This window comes from Streptomyces sp. NBC_00490 (assembly GCF_036013645.1).
Taxonomy (GTDB): domain Bacteria; phylum Actinomycetota; class Actinomycetes; order Streptomycetales; family Streptomycetaceae; genus Streptomyces; species Streptomyces canus_F.
The window spans coordinates 10,161,380-10,184,815 of the sequence record NZ_CP107869.1 but is presented as its reverse complement, the minus strand read 5'-3'; the positions used below and the strand labels follow the sequence as shown (position 1 = coordinate 10,184,815).

21 protein-coding genes and 2 pseudogenes are annotated in these 23,436 nt (G+C 69.0%); 6 read left to right on the top strand and 17 right to left on the bottom strand.

From position 1 onward, the window contains the following. Positions 1–16: 16 nt before the first annotated feature. Together OG381_RS46590 and OG381_RS46585 are read left to right on the top strand one after the other, a co-directional pair. A pseudogene (locus OG381_RS46590) lies at positions 17–355 on the top strand (IS200/IS605 family accessory protein TnpB-related protein); the annotation flags it as partial. A 278-nt stretch (positions 356–633) separates the two neighbouring features. After that, positions 634–1,842, top strand: a complete 1,209-nt coding sequence (locus OG381_RS46585; RefSeq protein WP_327722048.1) for an RNA-guided endonuclease InsQ/TnpB family protein — start codon at positions 634–636, stop codon at positions 1,840–1,842. A gap of 46 nt (positions 1,843–1,888) precedes the next feature. Here the strand turns inward: OG381_RS46585 and OG381_RS46580 are convergent, their stop codons facing one another. From OG381_RS46580 to OG381_RS46565, 4 genes are all read right to left on the bottom strand, one after another. Beyond that, on the bottom strand, positions 1,889–2,026 hold the full coding sequence (locus tag OG381_RS46580) for a hypothetical protein (protein ID WP_327722047.1): 138 nt from the start codon (positions 2,024–2,026) through the stop codon (positions 1,889–1,891). Positions 2,027–2,728: 702 nt separating this feature from the next. Beyond that, a complete protein-coding gene (locus OG381_RS46575) occupies positions 2,729–3,193 on the bottom strand; it encodes a hypothetical protein (RefSeq protein WP_327722046.1) in 465 nt (154 codons plus the stop codon). A 138-nt stretch (positions 3,194–3,331) separates the two neighbouring features. Further along, a complete protein-coding gene (locus OG381_RS46570) occupies positions 3,332–4,147 on the bottom strand; it encodes a hypothetical protein (RefSeq protein WP_327722045.1) in 816 nt (271 codons plus the stop codon). Positions 4,148–4,152: 5 nt separating this feature from the next. Continuing rightward, positions 4,153–4,542: a hypothetical protein gene (locus OG381_RS46565; protein WP_327722044.1), complete on the bottom strand. Its 390-nt coding sequence runs from the start codon at positions 4,540–4,542 to the stop codon at positions 4,153–4,155. A gap of 67 nt (positions 4,543–4,609) precedes the next feature. On the opposite strand from OG381_RS46565, the gene OG381_RS46560 reads away from it, so the two are divergent. Next, the gene (locus OG381_RS46560; RefSeq protein ID WP_327722043.1) at positions 4,610–9,067 is read left to right on the top strand and encodes a CHAT domain-containing protein; all 4,458 of its coding nucleotides are present in this window, start codon (positions 4,610–4,612) and stop codon (positions 9,065–9,067) included. 10 nt (positions 9,068–9,077) lie between these two features. Here the strand turns inward: OG381_RS46560 and OG381_RS46555 are convergent, their stop codons facing one another. Both OG381_RS46555 and OG381_RS46550 read right to left on the bottom strand, forming a co-directional pair. Next, positions 9,078–9,224, bottom strand: coding sequence for a hypothetical protein (locus OG381_RS46555; protein WP_327722042.1), 147 nt, complete (start codon positions 9,222–9,224; stop codon positions 9,078–9,080). A 360-nt stretch (positions 9,225–9,584) separates the two neighbouring features. Beyond that, on the bottom strand, positions 9,585–10,034 hold the full coding sequence (locus OG381_RS46550; protein ID WP_327722041.1) for an SUKH-3 domain-containing protein: 450 nt from the start codon (positions 10,032–10,034) through the stop codon (positions 9,585–9,587). A gap of 372 nt (positions 10,035–10,406) precedes the next feature. Here OG381_RS46550 and OG381_RS46545 point away from each other — a divergent pair. Then, a protein-coding gene (locus tag OG381_RS46545) for an IS5 family transposase (RefSeq protein ID WP_327722742.1) occupies positions 10,407–11,217 on the top strand; the annotation gives its coding sequence in 2 pieces (ribosomal slippage) (positions 10,407–10,976 and positions 10,978–11,217; 810 coding nt in all). A gap of 2 nt (positions 11,218–11,219) precedes the next feature. On the opposite strand, the gene OG381_RS46540 is transcribed toward OG381_RS46545, so the two are convergent. The 10 genes and pseudogenes from OG381_RS46540 to OG381_RS46495 all read right to left on the bottom strand — a co-directional run bounded on the left by OG381_RS46540 (position 11,220) and on the right by OG381_RS46495 (position 20,150). Further along, positions 11,220–11,597, bottom strand: a complete 378-nt coding sequence (locus tag OG381_RS46540) for a hypothetical protein (RefSeq protein WP_327722040.1) — start codon at positions 11,595–11,597, stop codon at positions 11,220–11,222. Positions 11,598–11,748: 151 nt separating this feature from the next. Beyond that, positions 11,749–12,447 (bottom strand): DUF2238 domain-containing protein, encoded by a 699-nt coding sequence (locus OG381_RS46535; protein ID WP_327722039.1) that lies wholly within the window; start codon positions 12,445–12,447, stop codon positions 11,749–11,751. 73 nt (positions 12,448–12,520) lie between these two features. Beyond that, on the bottom strand, positions 12,521–12,973 hold the full coding sequence (locus OG381_RS46530) for a DUF5707 domain-containing protein (protein WP_327722038.1): 453 nt from the start codon (positions 12,971–12,973) through the stop codon (positions 12,521–12,523). Between the two features lie 228 nt (positions 12,974–13,201). Continuing rightward, a pseudogene (locus OG381_RS46525) lies at positions 13,202–13,316 on the bottom strand (ArsR family transcriptional regulator); the annotation flags it as partial. Between the two features lie 156 nt (positions 13,317–13,472). Beyond that, positions 13,473–14,549 carry a DUF6879 family protein gene (locus tag OG381_RS46520; protein ID WP_327722037.1) on the bottom strand — a complete coding sequence of 359 codons (1,077 nt, stop codon included), beginning with the start codon at positions 14,547–14,549 and terminating at the stop codon, positions 13,473–13,475. Between the two features lie 24 nt (positions 14,550–14,573). Further along, positions 14,574–15,530: an SCO2521 family protein gene (locus tag OG381_RS46515; protein ID WP_327722036.1), complete on the bottom strand. Its 957-nt coding sequence runs from the start codon at positions 15,528–15,530 to the stop codon at positions 14,574–14,576. Beyond that, complete coding sequence (locus OG381_RS46510; protein WP_327722035.1) at positions 15,527–16,492, bottom strand: SCO2522 family protein; 966 nt, start codon at positions 16,490–16,492, stop codon at positions 15,527–15,529. Before OG381_RS46510 ends, OG381_RS46515 begins: the two co-directional genes overlap by 4 nt. Further along, on the bottom strand, positions 16,489–17,406 hold the full coding sequence (locus tag OG381_RS46505) for an SCO2523 family variant P-loop protein (RefSeq protein ID WP_327722034.1): 918 nt from the start codon (positions 17,404–17,406) through the stop codon (positions 16,489–16,491). Before OG381_RS46505 ends, OG381_RS46510 begins: the two co-directional genes overlap by 4 nt. Then, positions 17,403–19,268, bottom strand: a complete 1,866-nt coding sequence (locus OG381_RS46500; RefSeq protein ID WP_327722033.1) for an SCO2524 family protein — start codon at positions 19,266–19,268, stop codon at positions 17,403–17,405. The genes OG381_RS46505 and OG381_RS46500 overlap by 4 nt, the downstream gene beginning before the upstream one ends. Positions 19,269–19,337: 69 nt before the next feature. Beyond that, complete coding sequence (locus tag OG381_RS46495; protein ID WP_327722032.1) at positions 19,338–20,150, bottom strand: SCO2525 family SAM-dependent methyltransferase; 813 nt, start codon at positions 20,148–20,150, stop codon at positions 19,338–19,340. 210 nt (positions 20,151–20,360) lie between these two features. On the opposite strand from OG381_RS46495, the gene OG381_RS46490 reads away from it, so the two are divergent. Next, positions 20,361–20,846 carry a GNAT family N-acetyltransferase gene (locus OG381_RS46490; protein ID WP_327722031.1) on the top strand — a complete coding sequence of 162 codons (486 nt, stop codon included), beginning with the start codon at positions 20,361–20,363 and terminating at the stop codon, positions 20,844–20,846. 148 nt (positions 20,847–20,994) lie between these two features. Here the strand turns inward: OG381_RS46490 and OG381_RS46485 are convergent, their stop codons facing one another. Then, positions 20,995–21,189 carry a hypothetical protein gene (locus OG381_RS46485; protein WP_443062005.1) on the bottom strand — a complete coding sequence of 65 codons (195 nt, stop codon included), beginning with the start codon at positions 21,187–21,189 and terminating at the stop codon, positions 20,995–20,997. Between the two features lie 533 nt (positions 21,190–21,722). On the opposite strand from OG381_RS46485, the gene OG381_RS46480 reads away from it, so the two are divergent. Further along, entirely contained in the window at positions 21,723–23,291 is a 1,569-nt protein-coding gene (locus tag OG381_RS46480; RefSeq protein WP_327722030.1) for an MFS transporter, read from the top strand. Positions 23,292–23,436: the final 145 nt, after the last annotated feature.

The window sequence follows — 23,436 nt, the reverse complement described above, 5'->3', positions numbered from 1 at the left end:
TGCTAGCACCTCCTGCATCCGGGCAGCGCGGAGAGCCGCTGGCAAGGAAGCCCGCCGGAACAAGGACATCAACCACAAGATTTCCAAGCGGATCGTGGCGGAGGCTCAACGCACCGGTCGCGGGATCGCCCTGGAGACACTCACGGGCACCCGCAAGCGGGCACGGCTGAGAAAGCCCCAACGCACCACGCTCCACTCCTGGCCCTTCGCTCAACTCGGCGCGTTCATCGCCTACAAGGCAAGGCGCGCCGAAGTCCCGGTCACGTATGTCGCTGCGGCCTACACCAGCCAGGAATGCTCCAAGTGCCACCACACCGAACGCGGAAACCGGGCCTCGCAAGCCCGGTTCACCTGCCGGTCCTGCGGCTTAGTTGAGCACGCGGACCACAACGCCTCCCACAACATCCGCCAACGCGGCTGGATGCAGTGGGTCTGCGGGGGCCCAGCCAACGGCCCCTGCACTCACCCTCATCGGGTCTGTCCTTCGTGGATACCCCGGCCTTCAGGCCGGGGAGGAATCGAAGCTCCTGCGGAGCAGGGCAGGGGAAGCCGGTTCGCCGCCCAGGCGGACCGGCGTGCACCGTCTACCGGCCGACTCCCTTTGCCCACACGGAAATTGATACGCTGTGAGGTATGGCGGAGCAGGTCAAGCGGGCGTTCAAGTACCGCTTTTACCCCACCGGCGGGCAGGCGGCTGAGTTGTCGCGCACGTTCGGCTGTGTCCGCCTCGTCTACAACAAGGCCCTGGAGGAGCGCACGCGGGCCTGGTACGGCGAGCAGCGCCGCATCTCCTATGTGCAGTCCTCGGCCGCGTTGACGCAGTGGAAGAAGACCGAGGAACTCGCTTTTCTGGCGGAGGTGTCCTCGGTTCCGTTGCAGCAGGCGCTGCGCCATTTGCAGACGGCGTTCGGGAACTTCTTCGCCCAGCGTGCGAAGTACCCGCGCTACAAGTCCCGTAAGAAGTCGCGGGCGTCGGCTGAGTACACGCGTAGTGCCTTCACCTGGCGCGACGGACAGCTGACCTTGGCGAAGATGGCCGGCCCCTTGGACATCCGCTGGTCGCGTCCGCTGCCCGAGGGGACGGAGCCGAGCACGGTGACGGTGTCCCGAGACGCGTCGGGCCGCTGGTTCGTGTCCCTGCTGTGCGAGGACACCACCGCCCCGGCCCCCGCCACCACGGCGGCCGTCGGCCTGGACGCCGGGATCACCTCCCTGGTGACCCTGTCCACCGGGGAAAAGGTCGCCAACCCCAGGCATGAGCAGCGGGATCGTGCCCGCCTGGCGAAGGCACAGCGGGAGCTGTCGCGCAAGGCGAAGGGCTCGGCGAACCGCGAGAAGGCCCGCCGCAAGGTCGCCCGGGTGCATGCGCGGATCGCCGACCGGCGCCGCGACGTCCTGCACAAGCTGTCGGCTCGACTCGTCCGCGAGAATCAAACGGTCGTGATCGAGGACCTGAGCGTGCGCAACCTGCTGAAGAACGGCACGCTCGCACGCGCCATCAGTGATGCGGCCTGGACGGACCTGCGTTCCATGCTGGAGTACAAGTGCGCCTGGTACGGGCGCGAGCTGGTCGTGATCGACCGCTTCTTTCCCAGCAGCAAGCTGTGCGGGAACTGCGGCACGGTCGCGGCGAAGATGCCGCTGAACGTCCGCGAATGGACGTGCGCCTGCGGCGCGGTGCATGACCGCGACATCAACGCGGCACGCAACATCCTGGCCGCCGGGCTGGCGGCATCTGCCTGTGGAGACGGTGTAAGACCTCAACGGGAGTCCTCCCGGACGGGGCAGTCGTCGGTGAAGCAGGAACCCCAGCGGGCGACCGCCGGAATCCCCCGCCTTTAGGCGGGGGAGGAAGTCAACGCGTGAGTACTGGACGCAGCCGTACCCATCACACCCAGTGATGACTCGAGCAGCAAGCCCGGTCGTCCACGACCGGGTAGTTGACCGTGCGGTGCTGCGTCTCGTAGCCCTCGTGGACGACGCCGAAACGCTTGGAACAGTCATAGCCCCACTCGTAGTTGTCCATCAGCGACCGGACGAAGTGCCCGATCGGCGGCAGTGGGGTGGCGACGGATGCAGTCGCCGCGCTCGGGGTCGTGGACGGCGTGGGTGCCGTTGGGACCGACGGTGACAGGGTCCTCGAAGGCCGCTCCCGTTCTCGGTGATGACGAGCGACTGCCCGGGGCACCGGGCGGGCAGGTCCAGGAGGAGCTCTTCGAGTCCGTCGTGGTCGTTGTTCCAGCCCGTCGCGGTGTGCGGCCCATCCGTCGCGTGGAGTTCGACCTGACGAAAGGCCAGTCGGTGATCTCGGCGGTGTCTCGGTGAGGTACTGCGGATGGTGGCCGCGCGACGCAGCCGGACGGTGCAGCGCAGAGGTGCCGAGCAATGCCCGGCTCCGGACACGCTGGGGCAGGCCCCGACCGCCCGGAAGCCGCCGCGGCGAGTGTTGCTGCGGCGGCTTCCAACGGGTGGGTCAGGCCCAGGGCTGAGTGATGACCCAGCTAATGTCGTCGTCCCACTCGGACGCGGCGTCCCCCACGTTCGAGCTACCGTCAATGGTGATCGGACAGGCCGGCGCGCCCTCGGAGGTCAACTCCAGAGCCTGTCCGGCGTCTGGTCAGGGCAGCCGTAGAGCGCGGCGATGCCGGACAAGTCGCGCTGGCGGCACGCTCGTTGGGTCGCCCCGGCGCATGACGGGCTCGCCGAGTCGCGGGACTCGCTTCTCGCCTCAGATCCGCCCGCCGGTCAGACGGGTGATCGGACCGTGCGTGCGGTGGCCCGCGCGGCGACCCGCCAGGTAGGACGTGGCACCCAGCACCGACAGACCCGCGCCCACACCAGCGGCGAGAACCTTGCGATGGGCGATCACCGTCCACGCCGTCTTGGCCACGGCCGCGGCCTGACCCGAGGCGTCGATGACGACCTGACGGCCGGCTTGGACACGTTCGGCCGTACTGTTCACGATCGCAGCGCCCGTTCCGGCTGTACGCTCGGCCGCGTCCACGGCTGCTGAGGCCACGTCACCTGACGCCTCGGCCGTCTTGTCCGCCGCCTTCGCAGCAGGGGCAGTCGCCTTTGCCGTGGCCTGGCGGGCCTTGGCTGAAGCGCTCTGGTTGGCCTTGGAATCTTGCTTCGCGTCACTGTTCGATTGGCTCATGTACTGCGCGTTGCCGCTCGCGCCGACGGCAAACACACGCTGCCGTTCGGCGTGGACTTTCTACAGGCGCTTGGTCGAAAGCGTCGAATCTCGTGCGCCCCTCTGTCTCCACCCACTTTCAGCTGCAGGTATCTCGCTTCGCGTCGGAAGCGTGGAATCCGTGCGCTCCTTCCCTCAGGGCTGGGCGGGCGGAGGTTGCGTCTCCCGCAAGGTGAACGCCGCCTCCGTCGTCCGGCACAGCGCCTCCACCGCGTGCCGCAGCGTGCGCCATGACGCCAGGCCCAGCAGGACGCCGACCGGTGCTGCGGGCCACCACCACGCTCCGACTAGCGTGAACGCCGCGCTCCATACGAGGGCTTCGCAGGCCGCGTCGTAGGCATCGCGGGCTCCGGCCAGGGCGGCTCGGGGCGGGTCCTGGGCGCCGAGGACGAGGGTGGTCCAGCCGGTGACGAGGTCGCCGCCCTGCTGTCTGATCGATTCCTCGGTGCGGTGGAACCGGTCGCCCGACCAGGTGGGTGACCCGGGCTCCCCGTTCTCGCGGGCGCGCGCCCCGCGTACGTCGAGCCGGGCGGCCCGCAGCGTGTTCCCGTCGGCGCTCGCCCGTAGGGATCTCCTGGCCAGCTCGTCCGGCTCCACCCAGCGGTGTCGCCGCCACCTGGTCAGGAGATCACCCACCGGCATGAGCCACCACGGCCAGGCCCCGGCGGCCAACGCCCCTATTCCGGACGCGAGATAGGGCACCGCGAACGCCGCCGCTACCACCGGCACCGCGAAGAGCACGAACGAGGCGACGGTGTCCGCGGTCAGACCGCCGCCCGTCCGCAGTGCGTCGGCGATCTCCTCCCGGGCGAGGGGGACGTCGTTCCAGTGGGCGTGCCCCAGCTCGCCGCCGCCGACGACAGCGACCACGAAGAACAGGACGGCGGGCAGCAGCCGTCGCAGGAACCAGCCGTCGGGTATGCGCTTCTGCAGCTCGATGAGAAGCCCCATCGTCGTCAGCCGCCCACCGGACGCATCTCGGCGCCGCCCAACGCACAGGTCGGGGTCTGGGTCGCGGCTCCGTTGCGCAACTCGACGCGGCCACAACGGTTCTGCTTGGGACAGACCCAGCCGGACGCCCGTGGGATCCGGCGGCCGGGCCAGTCAGCCACACCCATCACGGCGGGCAGCCCCAGTCCGTTCGGGACACCGCCCGCCTCGACGGCCTGGTGCAGCTCTCGTACGGCGTTCCGCCACGCGTCACCGGCCGGGTCCGCGTCCCGTACAACCGGGAAGGCCGACTCCCAGACGGCGTCCGGGATCAGTGCTCGCAGCTCCTCCACATGACGGCACAGGTACTCCACCGCATCCTCGTACACCCTGCGCGTATTCGCCCCGTCCCCCACGGCGGCCTCCCTCAACGTCCTGCGAACCACTGCCCTCTGACTTCCGGTCAGACTAATGTAACGATCTATGACCGAGCTTCGCGGCCGAGTGGTCGCCCGTCTCGTCACGGCTCAGAACACCGGCAATCCCGGGCCGTTGAGGGATCCGGAGGCGGTGGCCGACGCGCTCGCCCTGCTGCGGCAGGCTGCGCCCGCGCCGGAGGCGCCGGTCGACCTGGAGTCGGTCGTGCATGTCTTCTGGACCTTCTGGTTCCGGCACCTGGGCGACGAGGATCCCGAGGCGGAGCAGAATCTCTCCGTCGTCTTCGGCACCTTCATCCACCTGTGCCCGCGGTTGCCTCCGGAGGCAGGGCTCCCGGCCGTCCTTGTGGAGCGCTTCGACCCCGCAGACCCGTCCAACGAGGCGAGCTTCGCCTACCTGGTCAGCAGGGCGCACACCGACATCGCGGCCACCGGCCCGCAGGAGGAGCGGCCCGCCGCGCTCGCAGCCGCGATCGCCTGGTCGGAGGCTGCGTTGGAGTACGTGGCCGACGAAGACCACGCCGGATTCCTGGAGTTGTCGGTCCACGCCTTAGAACTCCACGTCGAGCGCTTCAAGCTCATGGTGGACCCGGACGCGCTGCTGGTGGCCCTGCGTTACGCCCGGGCGGTGTGCGCACGCCTGGGCGCCGTCGCCCCCTGCGCGCTGGACCCCGCTCTTGTACAGGCCGCCGCCGCGCCCGCCCTGCGCACCCTGGTCGACGCATGCCGGCTCCTCGGCACGCCCCCACTCGCCGTCGTCGAAGCGCTGATCGCGGCAATCCCGCAGGGCACCCTCCTGCCGGAGACCGCCGAAGGGCTGGGCCAGCTGCGCCACCTCCACACCCTGCCGGTCACCTGGCCCGGCGAGTTCGACCTGCGGGTGGGCGCGGCCATCGCCGACGCCGGTATCGCCGAGGACGACCTGGGCCGCGTCGCCTGCGCCGTACGACGGCTGCGCGCGTCCCTGGCCGCCACACCCACCGTGCACCCCGCGCACCCCCAGGTCGTCACCGCCCTCGGCCGGGCCCTCGGGGCGCTGGCCGCGGCACGCCACGACGGTGAGGCGGCCGTCGAGGCCACCGAACTCCTCGCTTCCGTCGGCGTTTTGGACGACCGGCACCAGGACATGATCGCCGCCTACCGGCAGTTGCAGGACCTGAGCAACGGCGGCGATCCGGACCTCGAGGACCTGGAGCGGATGCTCCCGCTCCTGCAGAGCCTGCCTCTGAGCGACGAGCAGCGGGAGATGTTCGCCGCCTTCCGGGAGTTGCAGGAGGCGAGCCGGAGCGTGGACCCGGCCGACCTGGAGCGGGTCGCTCCGCTCATCGGGCGGGTGGTCGAGCAGGCACGGTCGCAGGCAGAACGCGACGGCGCCCCCGCCGACATCGACATGGAACTGGCCTCCCTGGCCTCGGGGTTCGAGCCCGACGACGGCGCCGACAGGCGCATCGTCCGCTATCGCGCCGCCCTTGCCTTGCTCCCTGCCGACCGGCCGCATCGGCACGCCTACGTCGCCGTGCTGGCCGCGGTCACCGGAATGCGGGCCGAGACGCTGCGTGACATCGCGCCCGCGCGGGCCGGGCTGCTCGACGCGGAGTGCCGGGAGCTGACCGAGGAGTCGGTGGCCGCCGCTCCGGCTGGGTCCCCCGTGTCGGAGCTGCTGCGGCAGGGGCTGTTCCAGGTCGCGCTGCCCGTCGCCGTGGTCTCGACCGAGACGGGGGGCGTGCCGGACGGCGAACTGGGGCGCATGGTCGAGGTGTTGACCCGCATGGGGGGCGTCCGGCTGGAGGGCTCCGAGACCCTGAACGCCGACATCGCGGCCATCCGGGAGCTTCGCAACCTCACGTCCGCGGGCGACGAGATGCGTCCCTACCTTTCCGCCGTGCTCGGCAGCGCACTGTCCGCCCAGACTGCCCAGGCGCCGGACTACACCGTCCTCGAAGAGGTCGTGGAGCTGCTGCGCGAGAGCCGTGAGTACGGCGTCGACCTCCCGGGCGACTTCGACCGGATGCTCGCGGACGCCCTGACGGTCCTGTCGTTCCGCGGCTTCAACGCGGAGGGCGCCCGGGAAGCGGCGGCCCTGCTCGCCTCGGCGCCGGGCGCACCCCTCATGCCGGATTTCGAGGGGGAGCCACAGCCCGGCGACCCGGTGGTGACCGAGACCGACAGAGTCGTGCTGGCGGCCCGCACCGGGTTCCACAACGCCCTGCAGAACTACCTGTTCGGCCATGAACCGGCCCAGCTGGACCGGGCCCGGCAGATCGCCCGCCGGATGCGGGACGCCATCGAGGCCGCGCCCGTCACCGCCGAGCGGCCCTGGTACGACCTGATGGGCGACGCCTACGTCGACCTCGTCGAGACCGTGGGACAAGCCGGCGGTCGCCGCCCCGACCTCGACGACGCCGTGGTCGAGCAGTGTCGGACGACTTTCGCGAAGTGCGGCCCCGGTCACCCAATGCGCCCGATGATCGCGACGACCTTCGCCCGGACCCTCGCGCAGCGCGCCGTCGCGCTGCGGGCCACCGAACCGGAGCGCTCGCAGGCGCTGTTCGCGGAGGCAGACGAGGTGAGCCGGACGCTCTCGGCGGAGGAGCTGCCGACGGGCGCCCCGTTCGACCTGGCCGACGTGATGCGTACGGCCCTCGACTTCTTCGCCCGGGGCCGGCTCCCGGAGACGACCACCGCCCCGGGCGGCGCCCCGCCAGACTTCCTCACGGCTCAGCTCGCGCCCGTCTTGGGCCGTTTCGACGGCACCGCCGGACCCGAGGTGCTGCGTCTTGGCGCCGTCCCGGTGTGGCTGCGGGCCCACGGCGAAATCGGCGCCGCGGCCGGCGCGCTGGGCCGGCAGCAGATCGGCCAGGCCCTGGACCATCTCGAAGAGGCCATCGAGGCCATGGCCACCCTTACCGACCGGGGCGCCGACCAGGCCGCGGCCGAGCACGGTCTGTCGTCGTTCGAGGGCGACATCAGGACGATCGTCGAGCTGATCCTCTGCCATGTGGAACTGCGTGATGTCGTCCCTCGCCTCCCGGGATATCTCAAGGCCGCGCAGGAGTCGGTGCGGGAATGGGAAGCGGGGCAGGTCCCGCCCGAACTCCCCACCATCGACCGCAGCCTCCAAGGCCCCGACGTCGACCGCGCCGCCGAACTCCTGGAACGGGGCCGCGGGCTGCTGCTGACCCGGCGGATCGAGGCCCGCGCCGACCTCGGCGAACTGCGCGCCCAACACCCGGCACTGGCCGCCGAGTTCGAACGGCTGACGGCACAGATCGAGGCGCGGCCGCAGACGTCCGCCCCCGGCGACGCCGAGTGGGCCCGGCTGGCGCGCCTGCGCGCCTCCCGCACGCTCGACGACCTCGTCCGGGACATCCGCACCCGGCCCGGCTTCGAGGGCTTCCTGCGGCCGCTCACCACGCAGGAGTTGAAGGCGCTCGCGGCCGACGGCCCCGTGGTCGTCCTCAACCACGGCGGCAAGCGCTACTGCCACGCCCTGGTCGTCACCGACCGGACGATCACCACCCTGCCCCTCGACGTCGCGGCCCAGGATGTCACCGACAAGTCCCGGGAGCTGCGGGAAGCGGTCGACGCCATCAACACGCAGGGCGGGTCGAGACCGTCCCCGCTCCAGCTCGTCGACCACGGCAACACGGTCCGCAAGACGCTGGACTGGACCTGGCACAGCATCGTGCGCCCAGTGCTGGAGGCGGTCGGCTGCGCGGACCCCGTCCCCGCCCACGCCCAGTGGCCGCGCATCTGGTGGGTGCCGACGGGAGCCTTCGGCGCCCTGCCGCTGCACGCGGCCGAATGCCGGTCGCCCGACTGCGCGCCCGACGGCTGCGGCGCCGCGCTCGACGCCGTGGTGTCGTCCTATGTACCGGGACTGCAGACCCTGGCGTACGTCCGGGCCCGCGCGCGGCAGCGCGGCACCGCCGAGCACGGCCGGGCCCTGCTGGTCGCCGCGGCCGAGGACGACCTGCCCGGGGTCGCGGGTGCCGCCGACTACGCCGCCGGACTCCTCGGCGCGCACCGGACACTAATCGGCCCGGAGGCCACCCGGGACGTCGTGCTCAGGGCGCTGCACGACGCCTCCTGGGCGCACTTCGGCTGCCACGCGGCGACGGACCCCTCGGAGCCCTCGGGCGCCCTGCTCCACCTGCCCAGTGGCGAGCAGGTCTCGGTCCGGGAGATCTGCCAGGTCCGCCCGCGCGTGGCCCAGCTCGCGTTCCTGGCGGCCTGTGGTACCGCACGCACCACCGAGCACCTCTCGGATGAGGCCATCCACATCACGAGCTCGTTCCTGCTCGCGGGTTTCCCCACTGCGGTCGGCACCCTGTGGAAGATCGACAGCACCCACGCGGACAAGGTGACCCGCGACTTCTACCGCCGTACGACAGCACCCGGCTCCCCCGGTCCCGCCCGCGCCCTGCACGACACGATCCGCGAACTGCGCGCCCGCGTCCCGCACCCGCACATCTGGGCGGCGTACGTCCACGCCGGGCCGTAGCGGCCGGTCCTCAGCGTGCATCGGGCAGCGAGGCCGCCAACTCCTCCCACGCTCCATGGACCTGCTCCCCGACGATCTCGAACTGCGTGAGGACCGCCACACACCGGCCGTCCCCGTCATCCAGTTCGATCGCGGACGTCGGTCCGTGCGCCGCCATGGAGCGGACCAGAGGGCAGGCCCGGACGCCCGCGGGGTCGATCTCCCCCGAGCTTCGCGACCGCCGCGAACACCCGCCCACCGACGGGCTCGGCCGGTGACGTGCACCCGGCCGGCGCAGGCCCGCATGGCAGACGGGGCGAACACCGCGACGCCGAGGGCGGAGCCTGACAGAACAGATGTGGTCGAGCACCGCGGACACCAGGTCGCAACGACTGGCACCAGACCCAAAAGGCGCCACGCAGGCCTGAGCCTCTACCGAGTGGTCCGCGAACTGCAGACCCTCCTCGCCACCTGGACCGGCGCCTGCCCCACCTGCCACCGCGACATACCCACACCCCTACAAACCTGACCAGCCCTACTAGTACTGGCAGTTGTCGAGCCAGTCTGCCCGTTCCTCACGATTGACGCCGCCATCGCCGTCCACCACGTAGGCCAACGCCTCCATGAAGGTAGAACCCAGCGACCAAAGGCAGTGCGGCCCCACGGCGATAACGCGACCGCTGGCCGCAATGTACGCAGGGAACTGGCTCGACCACATGCCCAGAGGACTGAAGTTCTCTCCGTAGTGCCGCTCCAGCGTGGCCGCTTCCGTGGCGCCGTCGATGCAGGCGTCAACGGGGTCCATGTGCAAGCGCGAACCGGGGACACGGGACGGAGAGCTCCTGATCATCAGCTCGCCGAACTCGGCCCAGACCGCTATCGCCAGGTCGTTGAGGTCGAACCCGGCATCTGTCAGTTGCCGCGTCCAGTCCGCGATGGCGATCTTGCGACCTGCTGTCCACCCAGCAGCACCAAGAGCGTCCAGCACCGACGGACTGCAAGCCGTCATCGACTCACTAATGCGTTCTATGCGCCCTCCCACTCGGCCTATGCATGTTGCCCCAGTCTGCCGCACATCCCCACCAGCGGACAGGGTCATTGATTCCGAGGGACACGAAGATCGTTTACGGGACTTCCCACATCCGATCAACTGACCAGCCGATCAAAGAGACACGCTCTAGCCGGCCTGGCCCCGCAGCCTGCTGCGGACCATGTACTTCTCGGCGATGGCCAGCCTGAAATCCTGCCCCGCGTGCAAGGCGTACTACCAGCGGAAGAAGAGCGAGGGAAAGGGACACAAACAGGCTCTGCCGGCCCTCGCCCGCCGCCGCGTCAACGTTCCGCCCGGATCGAGCCGCTGATGCCGGCCGATCCAGCCCGCGGCCGGCGGTGGGCCGATCACCGCCGAACCTTGGAGGCCATCGCGTGGAAGTACCACACCTGCTCGCCCTGGCGGGACCTGCCGGACGAACTCGGCTCGTTCCAGACAGCTCACAAAAGGCTGATCAGGTGGGCCGTGGACGGCACCTGGGAACGGATCCTCGCCGCGGTCCTGGCAGCGGCCGACGACGCTGACGACGTCGGCTGGGCCCTGTCCCTGCACTCGACCGTCTGCCGAGCTCACCAGCACGCCGCCGGAGCCAGGAAGAAAAAAGGGGCGCCAGACCGGGCCGAACCCGACGACCACGCGCTCGGACGCTCCCGTGGCGGCCTGAGCACGAAGGTCCACCTCGCCAGCGACATCCGTGCTCGGCCGCTGGCCCTCCGCGTCACGACGGGCCAGGCGGGTGACGCACCGGCCTCCGAAACTGTTTCGGCAAGCATCCGTGTTCCGCGAAGCGGTCCCGGCAGACCAAGGACCCGGCCGGTGGCCGTCCTGGCGGACCGCGCGTATTCATCCCGCGCGATCCGGATTCACCTCCGCCGACGCGGGGATCCACGCTGTCATCCCCCAGCCGTCCGACCAGGTCGGTCACCGTCTCCAACGAGGCTGTGTCGGAGGCCGACCGCCCGCCTTCGACGCCGAGGCGTACAAGCCGCGCAACGCGGTCGAACGATGCATCAACCGGCTCAAACAGTGGCGTGGTTTGGCCATGCGAACGGACAAGCTCGCCATCACCTACCAGGCTGCACTCCACCTCGCCGCCACCCTTATCTGGACCTGGCGATAGCCTCAGCGATCGACCACCCAGCACGCGTCCGCAGGCCAGGATCCCGTGCTTACGATGTGTTTTACGAGCCTGAACGCCTCACCGATGGGGACGGTGTCTTCGTCCGGGTACTCGTCATGCTGGCCGTTGCAGAGGAGGAACCCGCCGCTTGATCCCTCGGCTTCAGGGTCCACGGCATGCTCGCCGGGATCGCCCTCTTCTTCGAGCAGCATCACCATCGCGCGCTCGGTATTCGTCACGAAGGCCAATGATCGTCCGGACGAACTGGTCAGCCACGTCTCAAACTGCCCGCTGTCGATCCTTGTCCGAAGGGCCTCCGGCACGCTCTCGGACGACACCGGGACACTGCTGTCGTCATCGATCACCCAAGCCTCGATCATGAGCGCGACGATCTCACAGACGGATCTGAGAGACAGTGCCGCCCATGTCGCCGCCCGTGGCGGCGATGAACTCGGCACCCAGCCTTGCCCCCATGCCGGGCAGACTGCGGATCACCTCGGCGAGCGGATGCTGCCGAAACCGGGCAGTACGTCACCGCCTCTCGCTGCTGACGGTGATGTCGGCCGGTTGGAGGCGGGCCAGAAAGCGGTTGTGCACGCGGGAGAGGAGCAGCAGGGACACCGTGGCGCCGACGAGGCAGCAGAACATGTCCCATTGTGTGTCCCATACGTCCCCCTGGGTGCCCAGGAAGGCATCTGCGGCGTCCTTGCCAATGACCGCGGAGAGCCATTCCAGCATCTCGAAGACGGCGCTGAAAGCCAGGCAGGCGCAGACGGTGAGCGGGGCGAGCCAGCGGCTGCGCTGCAGGGGTGAGGTGCGTACGAGGAGTTCGCGCACGAGGATCGCCGGGACGAAGCCCTGGATGAGGTGGCCGAATCGGTCGTAGGGGTTACGGGACCAGTTGAGCCAGTCGCGGATCCAGTCACCCGCGGGTACGTCGGCGTAGGTGTAGTGCCCGCCGGTCATCAGGACCAGGGCGTGCACGGCGAGCAGGCAGTACAGCAGGTCGCTCAACGGGAACCGCTTGTGCAGCAGGATCAGCAGCGGCAGGCCCACGATCACCCAGACCGTCTCGAGGAACCAGGTGGTGGTGTCCTTCGGATGCCATGCCGAGACCCCGAGCGCGACGGTCACCCCGACCGCCAGCGCGGCCGGCAGCCGGCTGCGGCCAGGCGCAGGACCGGTACGGCTGGTGGACGGGGCGGCCGTCGCTGCGGGGAGGGGCGACATGGCTGGCTCCTTGGTCTCGGCGTGGGCGTCGGCCTCGGCGGATTGCCGAGGCCAGGGTGGGTTGGGTGCTCGACTAGCGCAGGGTGAAGTCGGCCGCGGTGGTGTCCAGGGTGGTGGTGCCGTTCTTGGCGGTGGCCAGGACCGCGACGTGCCAGGCACCGTGCGGGGACGCCTCGGCCTCAAAGCTGGTGACTGCCACCTTGTAGGTGCAGTGCACCTTGTCGTCCTCCGCCGGAGTGCAGGTGGCCGACTCCGCGTCGGCCATGTCCTTGGCCGTCAGGCCCTTCTTGCCCAGGGACGAGTCCTGCGGCCACGCCAGCACCTTCACGCTCTTCACACCGGAATTGGCCGTCACATCCGTCGAGAACGTCAGCGAGCCATCGCCCTTCCCTTTCGGAGCGGTGTAACGGGCGGTGCTCTTCTCCAGCGCCGGGGGCTGCTCACCGGCGTAGGCGAACGCGAAGGCACCCGCGCCGCCGAGGGCGACGACACCAGCGGACACGAGCAGGGCGACACGTCGGGACATGGCAATCTCCGTAGCGGTAGTGAGTACTCAATCGGATCGGCCCAACTCGGTTGCGCCGATGGATAGATACTCGCCGCGCGGACAGATGCCGGGCATCGGCAGACCTACTCAACCGTGCCTGAGTAGCCGGCCGAATCACCCTGGTGTTGGTGACGCAACAGCACGGGGCCAGCCGTGCGTGCGGGGGTGGTGCAGGCGGCCGTACGGCGAGGGCCCCCGACTCCAGGAACCGTCTTCTTCGAGGGCGGCGATGATTCGCTGGACCGCGCGCTCGGTGAAGCGGCAGCGCGCGGCGGGGTCGCGGATGCGGGTGGTGTTGTTCTCGGCCCACGGTGGCCGGCACTCGCGCGTGCTTCCTTCGCCGTTCCCCGAGCCCCTCTCCTCCTGCGGCCGGACCGCCTGCGTGGGCGTACCGGCCGTGCATGCAGGCCGGCGATTGACTGACTCCGGGGGCGGGGAAGCGCCCCGCTCGGTTGTTCAAGGGGCGGGGCCGTTTTGGTCAGTCCGATCCCGCTACCGCTGGCCCGGGCTGCGGGATGCCCTGGTCAGGAAGGCGAGTCGTGGCGTCCCATAAGCGGGTGAACTGCCTGAGCCGGTGTTCTACGTGGGCGGGGCGGGCGTTGAGTGTCGTTTTGGCGTTGACGTCTTTGGTGTCCTGGTCGATCTCGTAACTCAGTTCCCGGTCGAAGACGATGAAGTCGCTCTGTGTGCCGAGCCGTGCCCAGGGTGGCAGTTGGGAGACTGCCACCACGCGGGAATCGAGCCCGAGGGCTCGTTGGTTGGCGCACAGCGCCAGCAGTTCCGCGTCGATGTGTTCCTCGTCGTCGACGAGGAACAGTCGGCGGATCTCCACTCCTCGTGCCAGGGCGTCGGTCTGGGCCTCCAGATAGCGGGCGGCGGGCTCGCTGCCCCAGAAGTGCCGGTCGACGGAGGTGCTGGTCGCGTCGAGGCTGTGCTTGATGCAGCGGGTGAGGTCGATCAGCCAGTCCTGGTTCTCTCCCAGGCAGTCCGCGCTGCGGTTGCTGAGGTTCTCCAGCAGTCCGGCCAGGCGCTCGATCTCTTCGCTGGCGAAGGTCCTCACGGTCTCGTTGTTGAGCTCGCCGCACTCCGTGGCCCGGCGGGCGAGTTTGATGACCGCGTCCGAGCGCAGCACTGAGCGGTCGACGTTGCTGAACAGTTCGGTCGCCACGTTGATCTGCCGGAACCGGTCGTCGACCAGGGTGGTGAGGGCGACGTGATGGCTGAGCAGGTTGTCCTTGACGTCCCGGATCAGCTCGGCCTGGCTGCTCTCCATCTCCACCAGCCGTTTTTCGAAGTCGACCAGGTATTGCACGATGAGGGCTGCGCCGCCGATGACGATGGAGGCGGTCAGGTTCCATACGTCGCCTGCGCCCTGGTTCTCGTCGAGCGTGTTGGTGACGAGAAGGGCGATGACGAAGACCACGGAGGTCACCAGGGTCTTCATGAGTACCGGCGGGATCCGCAGTCCCCTGTTGTCGGGGCGCCGGGGTGCCGGGGCGGCCGGCGGTGGCGCCGGGTTGGCCGGCGTGGTGGTGGTCGCTGGTGCTCCGTTCATGGCGTCTCCCCCGTGGCTAAGGGCCTATGGGCTGCCTATCAAGGCGTTGAGCAGGGCAAGGCGGTCCCGGATCCGCTGGACGAGGTTGTCCCACTGCCGGGTGAATCCGGGGTTCTGCTCGAGGACGTCCCACAGTCCCCGTAGTGCGTGGTCGCTGCGGGCGGCGGGCATCCAAAGGTGGATCAGATGCTCGACGGCTGGGCGCAGTGCGGTGAGCGCGTCGGGTCCCTCGGCGGGGCCGAGTCTGCCGTCGAGGAGGCGCACGACGGTGGTGAGGAGCCAGTCGTGCAGTGCCAGGTCCTCGCAGAGGGTGGCGACGGCGGCCGGGTCGGTGCCGGCCGGTACCCGCAGCCGGACCGTGCGCAGGTCGTCCTCGGCGAGGGTGAACTTCTCGATCGCGGGTCCCTGGTCCGGCTCGGTCTGCCGGGCGGCCCAACGCAGCCTGGTGTGACGGGACTTCAGGGGGCTCTTCTGGTCGAGCAGCGGGTGCCTGAGCAAGGGGGTGAGGATGGCGTCCGCGATCAGGCCGAGGTCGAGCTCGCCGGGTCCGGCGCCGGCGAGGACGCCTTGGGCAGCCTCGCGTTCGGGAAGGCGGCCCAGTGGTTCGAGCACTCCGGGCTGTAGGAGGTAGTGGCCCCAGGGGCGGCGCCGTTCGGGGCCTCGGGCGAGGGCCCGGACGTGGGCGCTGCTCTGCAGGATGCGGCCCTCGGTGAGGGCGGCGCGGGTGGCGACCGTGCCGATCACGCGCACCTTGGCGCCGTTGGACGTGGGCATCCGGCAGTCGACGCCGGTGAGAGTCTGCGGGGAGCGCACGTAGAGGTTGGGGCGTTCGGAGACCAGGACGCGTTCGTCTGGACGCAGTCGCAGCAACTGTGTGGCGGCGCGGGCGTCCAGGGGGTTGAGCGACGGCAGGACGCAGGTGCGGATCTCCCCGCAGGCCAGGACCGGGAGGGTCCGGGGCGCGTCCGGCGGGGGCGTCACCTTGACGGCTCCGGGCAGAAGACGTAGGAGACCCGGTCGGCCACCGAGTCGGGGGGCGTGATGCCCTCCGCGTGTGCGCGGGCGGCGATCTGCTCGACGGCTCCGGTGTCGACGTCGGTCTGGTCGAGGACGATCCTCACCGCGTGTTCGACAGGGAGAAACCGTGCGGGCAGTACGGAGCAGGTGCGGTAGGCGCAGAAGGGCGCGGCGGTGGGGTTGAGCTGGGTCAGCGGCGGCAGTTCGTCCCAACTGCGTGGGTGTCCGCGGGGGTTCGCGGGGCGCGGTGACAGGACCGGTTCGCCTTCGCTGCGCAGGAGGCCGAGGCGGGCGAGCTGCCAGACGGCGGCGAGGAAGGGGCAGGACCAGGTGCGGTTGCCGTCCTTGTCGTCGTCCCAGAGTTCGACGTCCACGAAGACGGAGTGGCGGCGGGCGGCGGTCTCGCTGGGCGGCTGCCAGGGTGCCGTCCTGCGCATGGCCTGGGATCGCCCGGAGGGGCTTCGCTGGCCGTTGGCGAGCCAGCCGGACTCGCTGACCGGCGGGCGGGCGCCGTAGCTGCCCGGGGGCGGTGATTCGACGAGCCGGCGCGCGACGGACTGGGCGAGGGGGATCGTGTCGGCGACCGCGCAGGCGGATTCGCGGGCCAGGTAGTCGATGGCGAGGCCGGCCCGCTCGGCCTCGCCGAGGACGAGGGGGAGCAGTTCGGCGGGGGTGGAGAAGCGGCTGAAGTAGTCGTCGACGAGGAAGCAGGTGCTGACGCGTGGCCGGGCGGTGCCGGTGCGGGCGGCGATGTCGGCGCGGGCCGCGTCCGCCCAGGGCCGGACCCGGGTGAAGAGTTCACGCAGGCGGTCGGGGCCGCCTTCCAGATCCTCCATGTACAAGTGGCCGATTTCCAGGGAGAGATGGGACAGGGGCACCGCGGCGGTGCGGCTCTGTGCAGTGGTCTCCCGGAAGACGTCGGTCACGGCTTCCCCCAGTGGGTGTCGTCGACGAGGCGTCCGGCGATCTCCTCCAGCGCGTCCAGCGTCTCCTTGTTGGCGATCTTGGTGGCGACGACCTCTTCCTCCGTGATCAGCTGCTCCTGCCACTGGAGAATTGGCTCCAGCGGTACGGTGCCGAGCAACACCGAGTCGCCCACGCCGAGTTCGGAGGCGAGTCGGCGCAGGCGTTCGTCGTACATCTGCATCCACGCGGACTGGGCGGGCGAGACGTGCGACCACAGCGAGGAGTCGGGGTCGGGTACAGCGGCCCGGACGAAGCGGATCACACCCTGGAGCGCGTCCTTGTCGTGGCCGAGGTCGGCTCCGCCCTCCAGGAGGCCGCGGGCATCGTAGACCAGCCCGGCGGCGGCGATGACGTGCTGCCGGGTCCAGCGGTGGAAGACCACCCAGCGGTGCGGAACGTTGCGCAGTTCGGGCCGTGCGGTGGCCTCCAGGACCATGTCCATGGCGTAGCTGCGTCCGGCGCTGAGGTCGACCAGGATGAGGTCGAACTCGCCCTGCAGGCGCAGGAAGAGGTCGACGCAGCGCTGCACCGATAACTCGTCCGTGACGAACTCGCCGCCGGTGACATCGCCAGGCAGCAACACGAGCCGTCCGGCTCCGATCGTGGTGCGTCGCAGTGCGGGGTGTTCGGTGCGACGCCACACGTCGACCCTGGCCGGTTCAGGGGCGGCGCCCTCCAGATAGGAGTGCAGGCCGCCCTCACCGGTGCCGCGCAGGATGTCGGGGACGTCGAACACGGCGGGTGCGGTGGGCGAGCCGAAGTCGAAGTCGACGTAGGCCACATGGTCACCGGCGAGGGCCCGCTGGTAGGCGAGGTTCGCGCTGGTGACGGAGCGGCCGGTGCCTCCCTTGTCGGAGGCGGCGAAGACGATCACCGCCACACCTCACCGGCGGCGGCGCTGCGGGCCTGGGCGAGCGTGTCGAGTTCACCGAGCACAAACAGCGCAAGCGCGCTGGAGGTGCCGGGTTGGTCACCGACCAGCTCACGTGCCCGCCGGAGCCGGATCTCGATGGTGCGCAGGGACTTGGCGTGATCGCTGTCGGAGACCACGGCGGACCGCATCTGCTCCCGGCCGAAACGGTGAGTCGCCTCGCTGAGCAACGCGGTGGCGAAGGAGGCGAGTTCGGGACTGCCGACCGGCTTGCGGTCGTAGAAGTTGTACGCGGCGACCATGCACTCGGTGAGGCGCTCGGTCATGCTCCAGGAGGGCGAACCCTCACGTTTGGGCGCGGTGGGGAACACCGCCTGGGCGTCGTCCCACAGGTCCGTGCCCTCACCGTCGGCGATGCGCCGCTGCCAGAGATGGTCGAAGGTCTCCTCCGCCAGCGCCAGCAATTCGTCCTGGATGGAAGCGCTACGGGAGTAAGTGGCGAGTTGGACGGTGCGTTTGAGCAGGTGAGCGGAGAAGTCGGCGACCGTCCACTCCAGCGGCGGACCCAGCTGCTCGCTGCCCTGGAGGGGGAGGACGACTCCGGGGCTGTGCAGTTCCAGCGCGGAGTCATCGCGGGTGAGAGGGCTGGTGATGCGGCCCCGTTCGGCGAGCCTGGTGAGGACCTCGGCAGTGCGGGCGAAATCCTCGTCGCCGGCGCGGCTGCGCACCAGGTCGTGGACCACGAGGGACGCCACGGACAGGGAGAAGTACTCGGATTCGAGTTTCTGATGGGTGACCCGCCAGGGAATGTCCTCCAGCGGCCAGCGGTCGGCGCTGAACCGGGCGAGGGCGGACCAGTACTCGCGGGTGACGGTCCAGCGCAGTCGCAGTGCCTCGGCGAGTGTCTGCTGCTCCTCGTCCAGGAGGCCGAGGGTGAGGGTGCGGTCGGAGGACAGGTCCTGGATGCCGTCGAGGGCGACCACGGTGAAGTACAGGTAGGGAATGGGGTCCGCCACGCCGACGCTCTGGCGGCCGATGTGCTGCTCCGTGCCGTCCTTGTCGGTGCGAGTGACGGGCGGCGCGTCCTTGACCACACCCCAGGCCCAGCCGCATTCGAACATCATCCCGGGGTCCTTGAGGCCGTCCTTGACGTCCACGCCGAGCGTGATGCGGTTGTCGATGGTGGCGCGGAGAGTCTCGAAGCGCTCCTGGAACTGGCGCAGGACCGCCCGCTCGGAGAGCCTGCGCTGGCCAAGGGTTCGGCTCAGCCGCCGTCCCTGGGTGGTGTCGGCGTCGAAGACGCTGACGGTGAAGGACCGCAGCAGACCGACCATCGCCGCGGTGAGCCGCCTGCTCGTCGCCTCCCTGAGGTCCTTGACCGCCTCACGCAGGTCGGATCGGACCGCGGGGCCGGTGAACTTGTCGAGGAAGCCGAGTGTGGCGAGGCAGAGGGTGACCGACATGGAGAACGAGTCAACAACGCCGAGGTCCCGCTGCTCGGCGGTGATCTCCGCGTCGGGGTCGGGGGTGGTGAAGTAGTGGCCGCCGCCGAAGGTGGGAGTGCCGTCCTCCTCCGCGTGGTTGCGCATGAAATCGCGCAGGGCTGCGATCAGGGCCGCGGGGATCTCGGTGCGCCCTCCTGCCAGGCGGAGGGCACGCTGCACGTCCTTCTGGGTGGTGTCCGGCTCGTCCAGACGAAACTCGGGGATCTCGGTGGCCGGATACATGAGGCTCAGCAGCCGCTCGGCGTCCGCGACGCTGCTGCGCCCGCCGGAGTCACCCCAGGCGAAACGCCCGCTGTCGAAGGAGTGCCGTGCGATCGCTTCCCAGATCTGGAGCAGATGAGCTCTTGGCTTGATCTCCATTCCCAGCCCTTCACCCAGGTCGTCCCGCGAACCGCCCGTGCTCTGGCACCGAAGAGCGGAAGGAGAAATTCATTCCCCGGAACGCCGTTCTCCGTATGCGAGGATCATTCCCGTATGACCAGGTCGCACCAAGTGGCCCGCGTCGTTCAGGCGCACCATCTTCAGGTCATTCGCGTAGGGGGCGAGAGTTTTCTCGACCTGATCTTCGTCGACATCGCAGGCTGGAAAATGTTCATCGCCGACGTCATACCCACGTGAGCCTTCCATGAACGCGGCGGCGAAGGGGGCGCCAGGCGCGAGAACGGCCATAAAGCAGTCGACGGCCTGCCGGAACTCGTCGGGTGAGGTGGAGATGGATTCGGCCACGAAGAACATCGTTCCGATCTGGTACTTGCCCGCCGATCTCCGAATCCCCAGCCAATTACGCCGCCCCATCTTGAACAGGTTCCCCTGTTCTACACGGGCGACTTCACGGAATACGTTCTTCCATTTCGAGTCCAGATCGGCGTAGACCTTCTCATAACACAGCACTTTCCAGAAGGCGTCCCAGTTCTGAGCGACCTCACTGCGCTGCTGGCGCAAGTATTCGACGTTCTCCGGAGCTCGCTCAAAAAGGGTGATCTTCCTACACCAGGGAAGCATCGCCAACGCCGGATACAGGTTGCCTCCAGCGCCCATGTCAATACCCAGAACCGGACTCCTCGCACCCTCACCCCTTTCCCTGAAGTGGCGACTGAAGTACCCGCCCACCTCAGAGAGGATCTTCGCATCCACAGGCAGAAGATCAAGGTAATTCTGTGCGACGTACGCCTCGTTGTCGAATTTTTCCCATGGTGCCTGATCATTTCGGACACACGGGTCGACCGGAGCTGGGAAATGCATCGCCCTAGCGTACACGGGCCAGTACCGGGGAACAACGCACAGGCTAAGGGGCACGACCGTATCGCGCCAGCCGAATAAGCATATCGACAAGCAGACTTGGCCTTGAAGTCGCTTGTTGCCTCGGCAACGCACCGCCATCCTGATCCAACCTTGAGTCAATTCACTCTCAAGTGGTCAATCAGCACCTCATTTTTCACACCAGGAGGTGAAATGACCGCGGTACCCTCCCGTCGCACATCAAAGCGCCTCCGGCCCCGCCACGTTCGAGAAGCTGACCTCCAGGAACTGTCCCTCCTCGACAGGGAGTCGTTTCCGGAGGAGCCCTATCCCTACTTCGTGCTGCGCCAGATGTTCGACATCTACCCAGGCCACCTGCTGGTTCTCGACGACGGCACCGCTCTCCAGGGGTACGTCCTGTGCGGGACGGCACCCGATCTCAGCCGTAGCTGGGTCCTCGGCCTGGGGATCACCCCGCACCAGCGCGGTCAGGGCTTCGGCCGCCTGCTGATGGAGGAAGTGCTGCGCAGACTCCGCGACCTCGGAGTACGGGAAGTCGCCCTCACCGTCGCACCCGCGAACAAGGCGGCGATACTCCTCTACGAGAACCTGGGTTTCGTCGGCGAACCCACCCTGCGCAAGAACTACTTCGGCCCTGGGGCCGACCGCCTGCTGATGCGGTTGCGGTTGAGCGGCTGAAACGGTGTCCCTGCCCTGGCGCTCGGACGGGCTGCACAATGCGGTCGCACTGTGCAGCCCGTCGACGGTCAGCCGGCGTGGGGTGGACTTGACTTGCTCCTCGGGCTGAAGCCCGAGGATTCTGGCCTTCTCTTCCGTTGCTGTGCCGCTACGCGGCACAGGGTTCAGGAGAGAATCCGTGGCTTCCTGCTTCGCTGCGCCGTGCCAGGACGTGTCCTGGTCTTACCTGCGCTCCACAGGCTGACACCGCCAGTCCGGCGGCCGTTTTCACGTTCTTCGTGGCATTGTGGTCCCGGTCATGGACCGCTCCGCAGGCGAAACAGATCCACTCCCTGATGTGCAAGGGGAGTGCGGTGGCTGCGGGGCCAGCAGGCCCCTGGGGCCCAGCGAAGGTCCATCCATGGCACTACACACGCACTACCGGTAACCCGGGCTGGCGCTCCCGCTACCTCGACCACCTCCACCTCGCCATCAACAACGCCGGTTCGCGCGTGAGTCGGAGAGCGAAGACCCACGACATGCACCGGCGATCCGCCGCTCGGCTTTCATCCGAACGAAGGTATGGCGGACGGTGTCGGCCGAGTCGGCAGCGCTCATGTATGACCGATGGTCTAGCTTCGGCCCGTAGTTCTTTGGGCCGTTCCGCTGGTCAGAGCGGCACCCGGTACTTGACGTCGTATCCGCTGCCGGACGCACCGCTGCCTGATGTCGTTCCCGCCTGGTCGTGGACGGCTCCGGCAGTGTTCATCTGCCGAGCACCCCACCCACGGGGAATCCTCGGCCAGCCCGTTCGGCCTCGGCGCGACGGCCGTGCCGTGCACTCCTGACGCCCAATCCCGCTGCCCGGAGGTTCCCTTGTCGAAGAGTGGCGCAGACGTGCCGGACCGAGCCCCGGCGCGCGCGCCGCTCGTCCTGGCGTCCCTGATCATCGTCGCCGCGGTGGCCAACCTGAACCTGTCGGTGGCCAACGTGGCCCTGCCCGCGGTCGGGAAGGCATTCGACTCGTCACAGACCATGCTGAACCTGGTCGCCGTGGGCTATTCCCTCGGCCTGGCCGCATCGGTGCTCTACCTCGGAGCGGTCGGCGACCGATACGGGCGCAAGTTGCTCCTGATCCTCGGCGTCGCCCTCTCCATCCCCGCCTGCCTGCTCGCCGCTTACGCTCCCAACGACATCGTCCTGGTCGTGGCACGGATCATCGGGGGATTCTCCGCCGGCATGGCTTTCCCGACCACCCTGGCGCTGATCACTGCCCTGTGGACGGGGCCGGGGCGGACCAAGTCGATCGCACTGTGGTCGGCCCTGGGCGGTGGCATCTCGATGCTCGGACCGGTGATTGCGGGCGCGCTCCTCCAGCATTTCTACTGGGGGTCGGTATTCCTGGTCACCCTTCCCCTCGCCGTGGTCGCCCTGTTCATGGCGCTGGTGTTCGTCCCCGCCCACGCCAACGAGTCGACCGAACCGGTGGACAACGCCGGCGGTATCCTGTCGGTCCTCCTGGTCGCGGGACTGGTGCTTGCCATCAATTTCGCCGCCGTCCCCGACCAAGGGCTCCTGGTCCTCGTTCTCGTCCTGATCGCCCTTGCTGCCGGAACAGCGTTCATCTGGCGTCAGCGCCGGGCTCGCAATCCGTTGTACGACCTCCACATCGCCGGTCGGCGCACGTTCTGGGTGGCCGCATGCGCAGGAATCATCGTGTTCGGCGCCCTGATGGGGTCGGCGTTCGTGAGCCAGCAGTACCTGCAGAACGTGCTCAATTACGACTCTGTCGAAGCAGGCGCCGCCATCCTGCCCCTCGTCGTCATGATGGTGCTCGTGGCACCCCGATCCGCGAAGCTGGTCGAGACCCGCGGCGCCCGCACGACCTTGCTGATCGGCTATGTGTTTCTCTTCCTCGCCTTCGGCTGGATGCTGCTGTTCTGGAGCGAGAACAGCAGCTACTGGCAGATCGGCCTCGCCTACGTGTTCGCCGGCATCGGAGTCGGTTTCGCCGGAACGCCTGCCTCGCACTCGTTGACCGGATCGGTGCCCGTGCGACGGGCAGGTATGGCGTCAGGCACCGCAGACCTGCAACGGGACCTCGGTGGGGCCATCATGCAGTCGATCATGGGCGCCCTGCTCACCTCCGGCTACGCCTCGACCTTCAGTTCGGCGATCGCCTCATCCTCCGAGAGCAAGCACGTGTCGAACCAGGTTCAGGGTGAGCTGACGAAGTCGTTCGCCTCCGCCGAGCAAGTCGCCCAGCAGCACCCCACCTACGCCGACCAGATCGTCGCGGCAGCCCGCCAGTCATTCCTCAAGGGCGACGACTGGGCATACACCGCCGGCCTGGTCGCGATCGTGGTGGGCGCGCTGCTGGTCTTCTTCATGTTCCCGCGACGGGACGCCGAGCAGGAGCTCCTGCGGCGCTACCACGCCGAGGACTCCGAGTCCCCCGCCACGTAGAAGCAGCCGCGGCGCCGCGCGGTGCGGCGCCGGCGTTCGCCTCCGTCGTCGTCCTCGCGCTCGTCGGCCTGCCCGTGACTTGTGACGACGCCCGCTATGTCTGGGGAGGGTTGACCGGGGGCTGGAGTGGCGGCGGTCGTCCTGG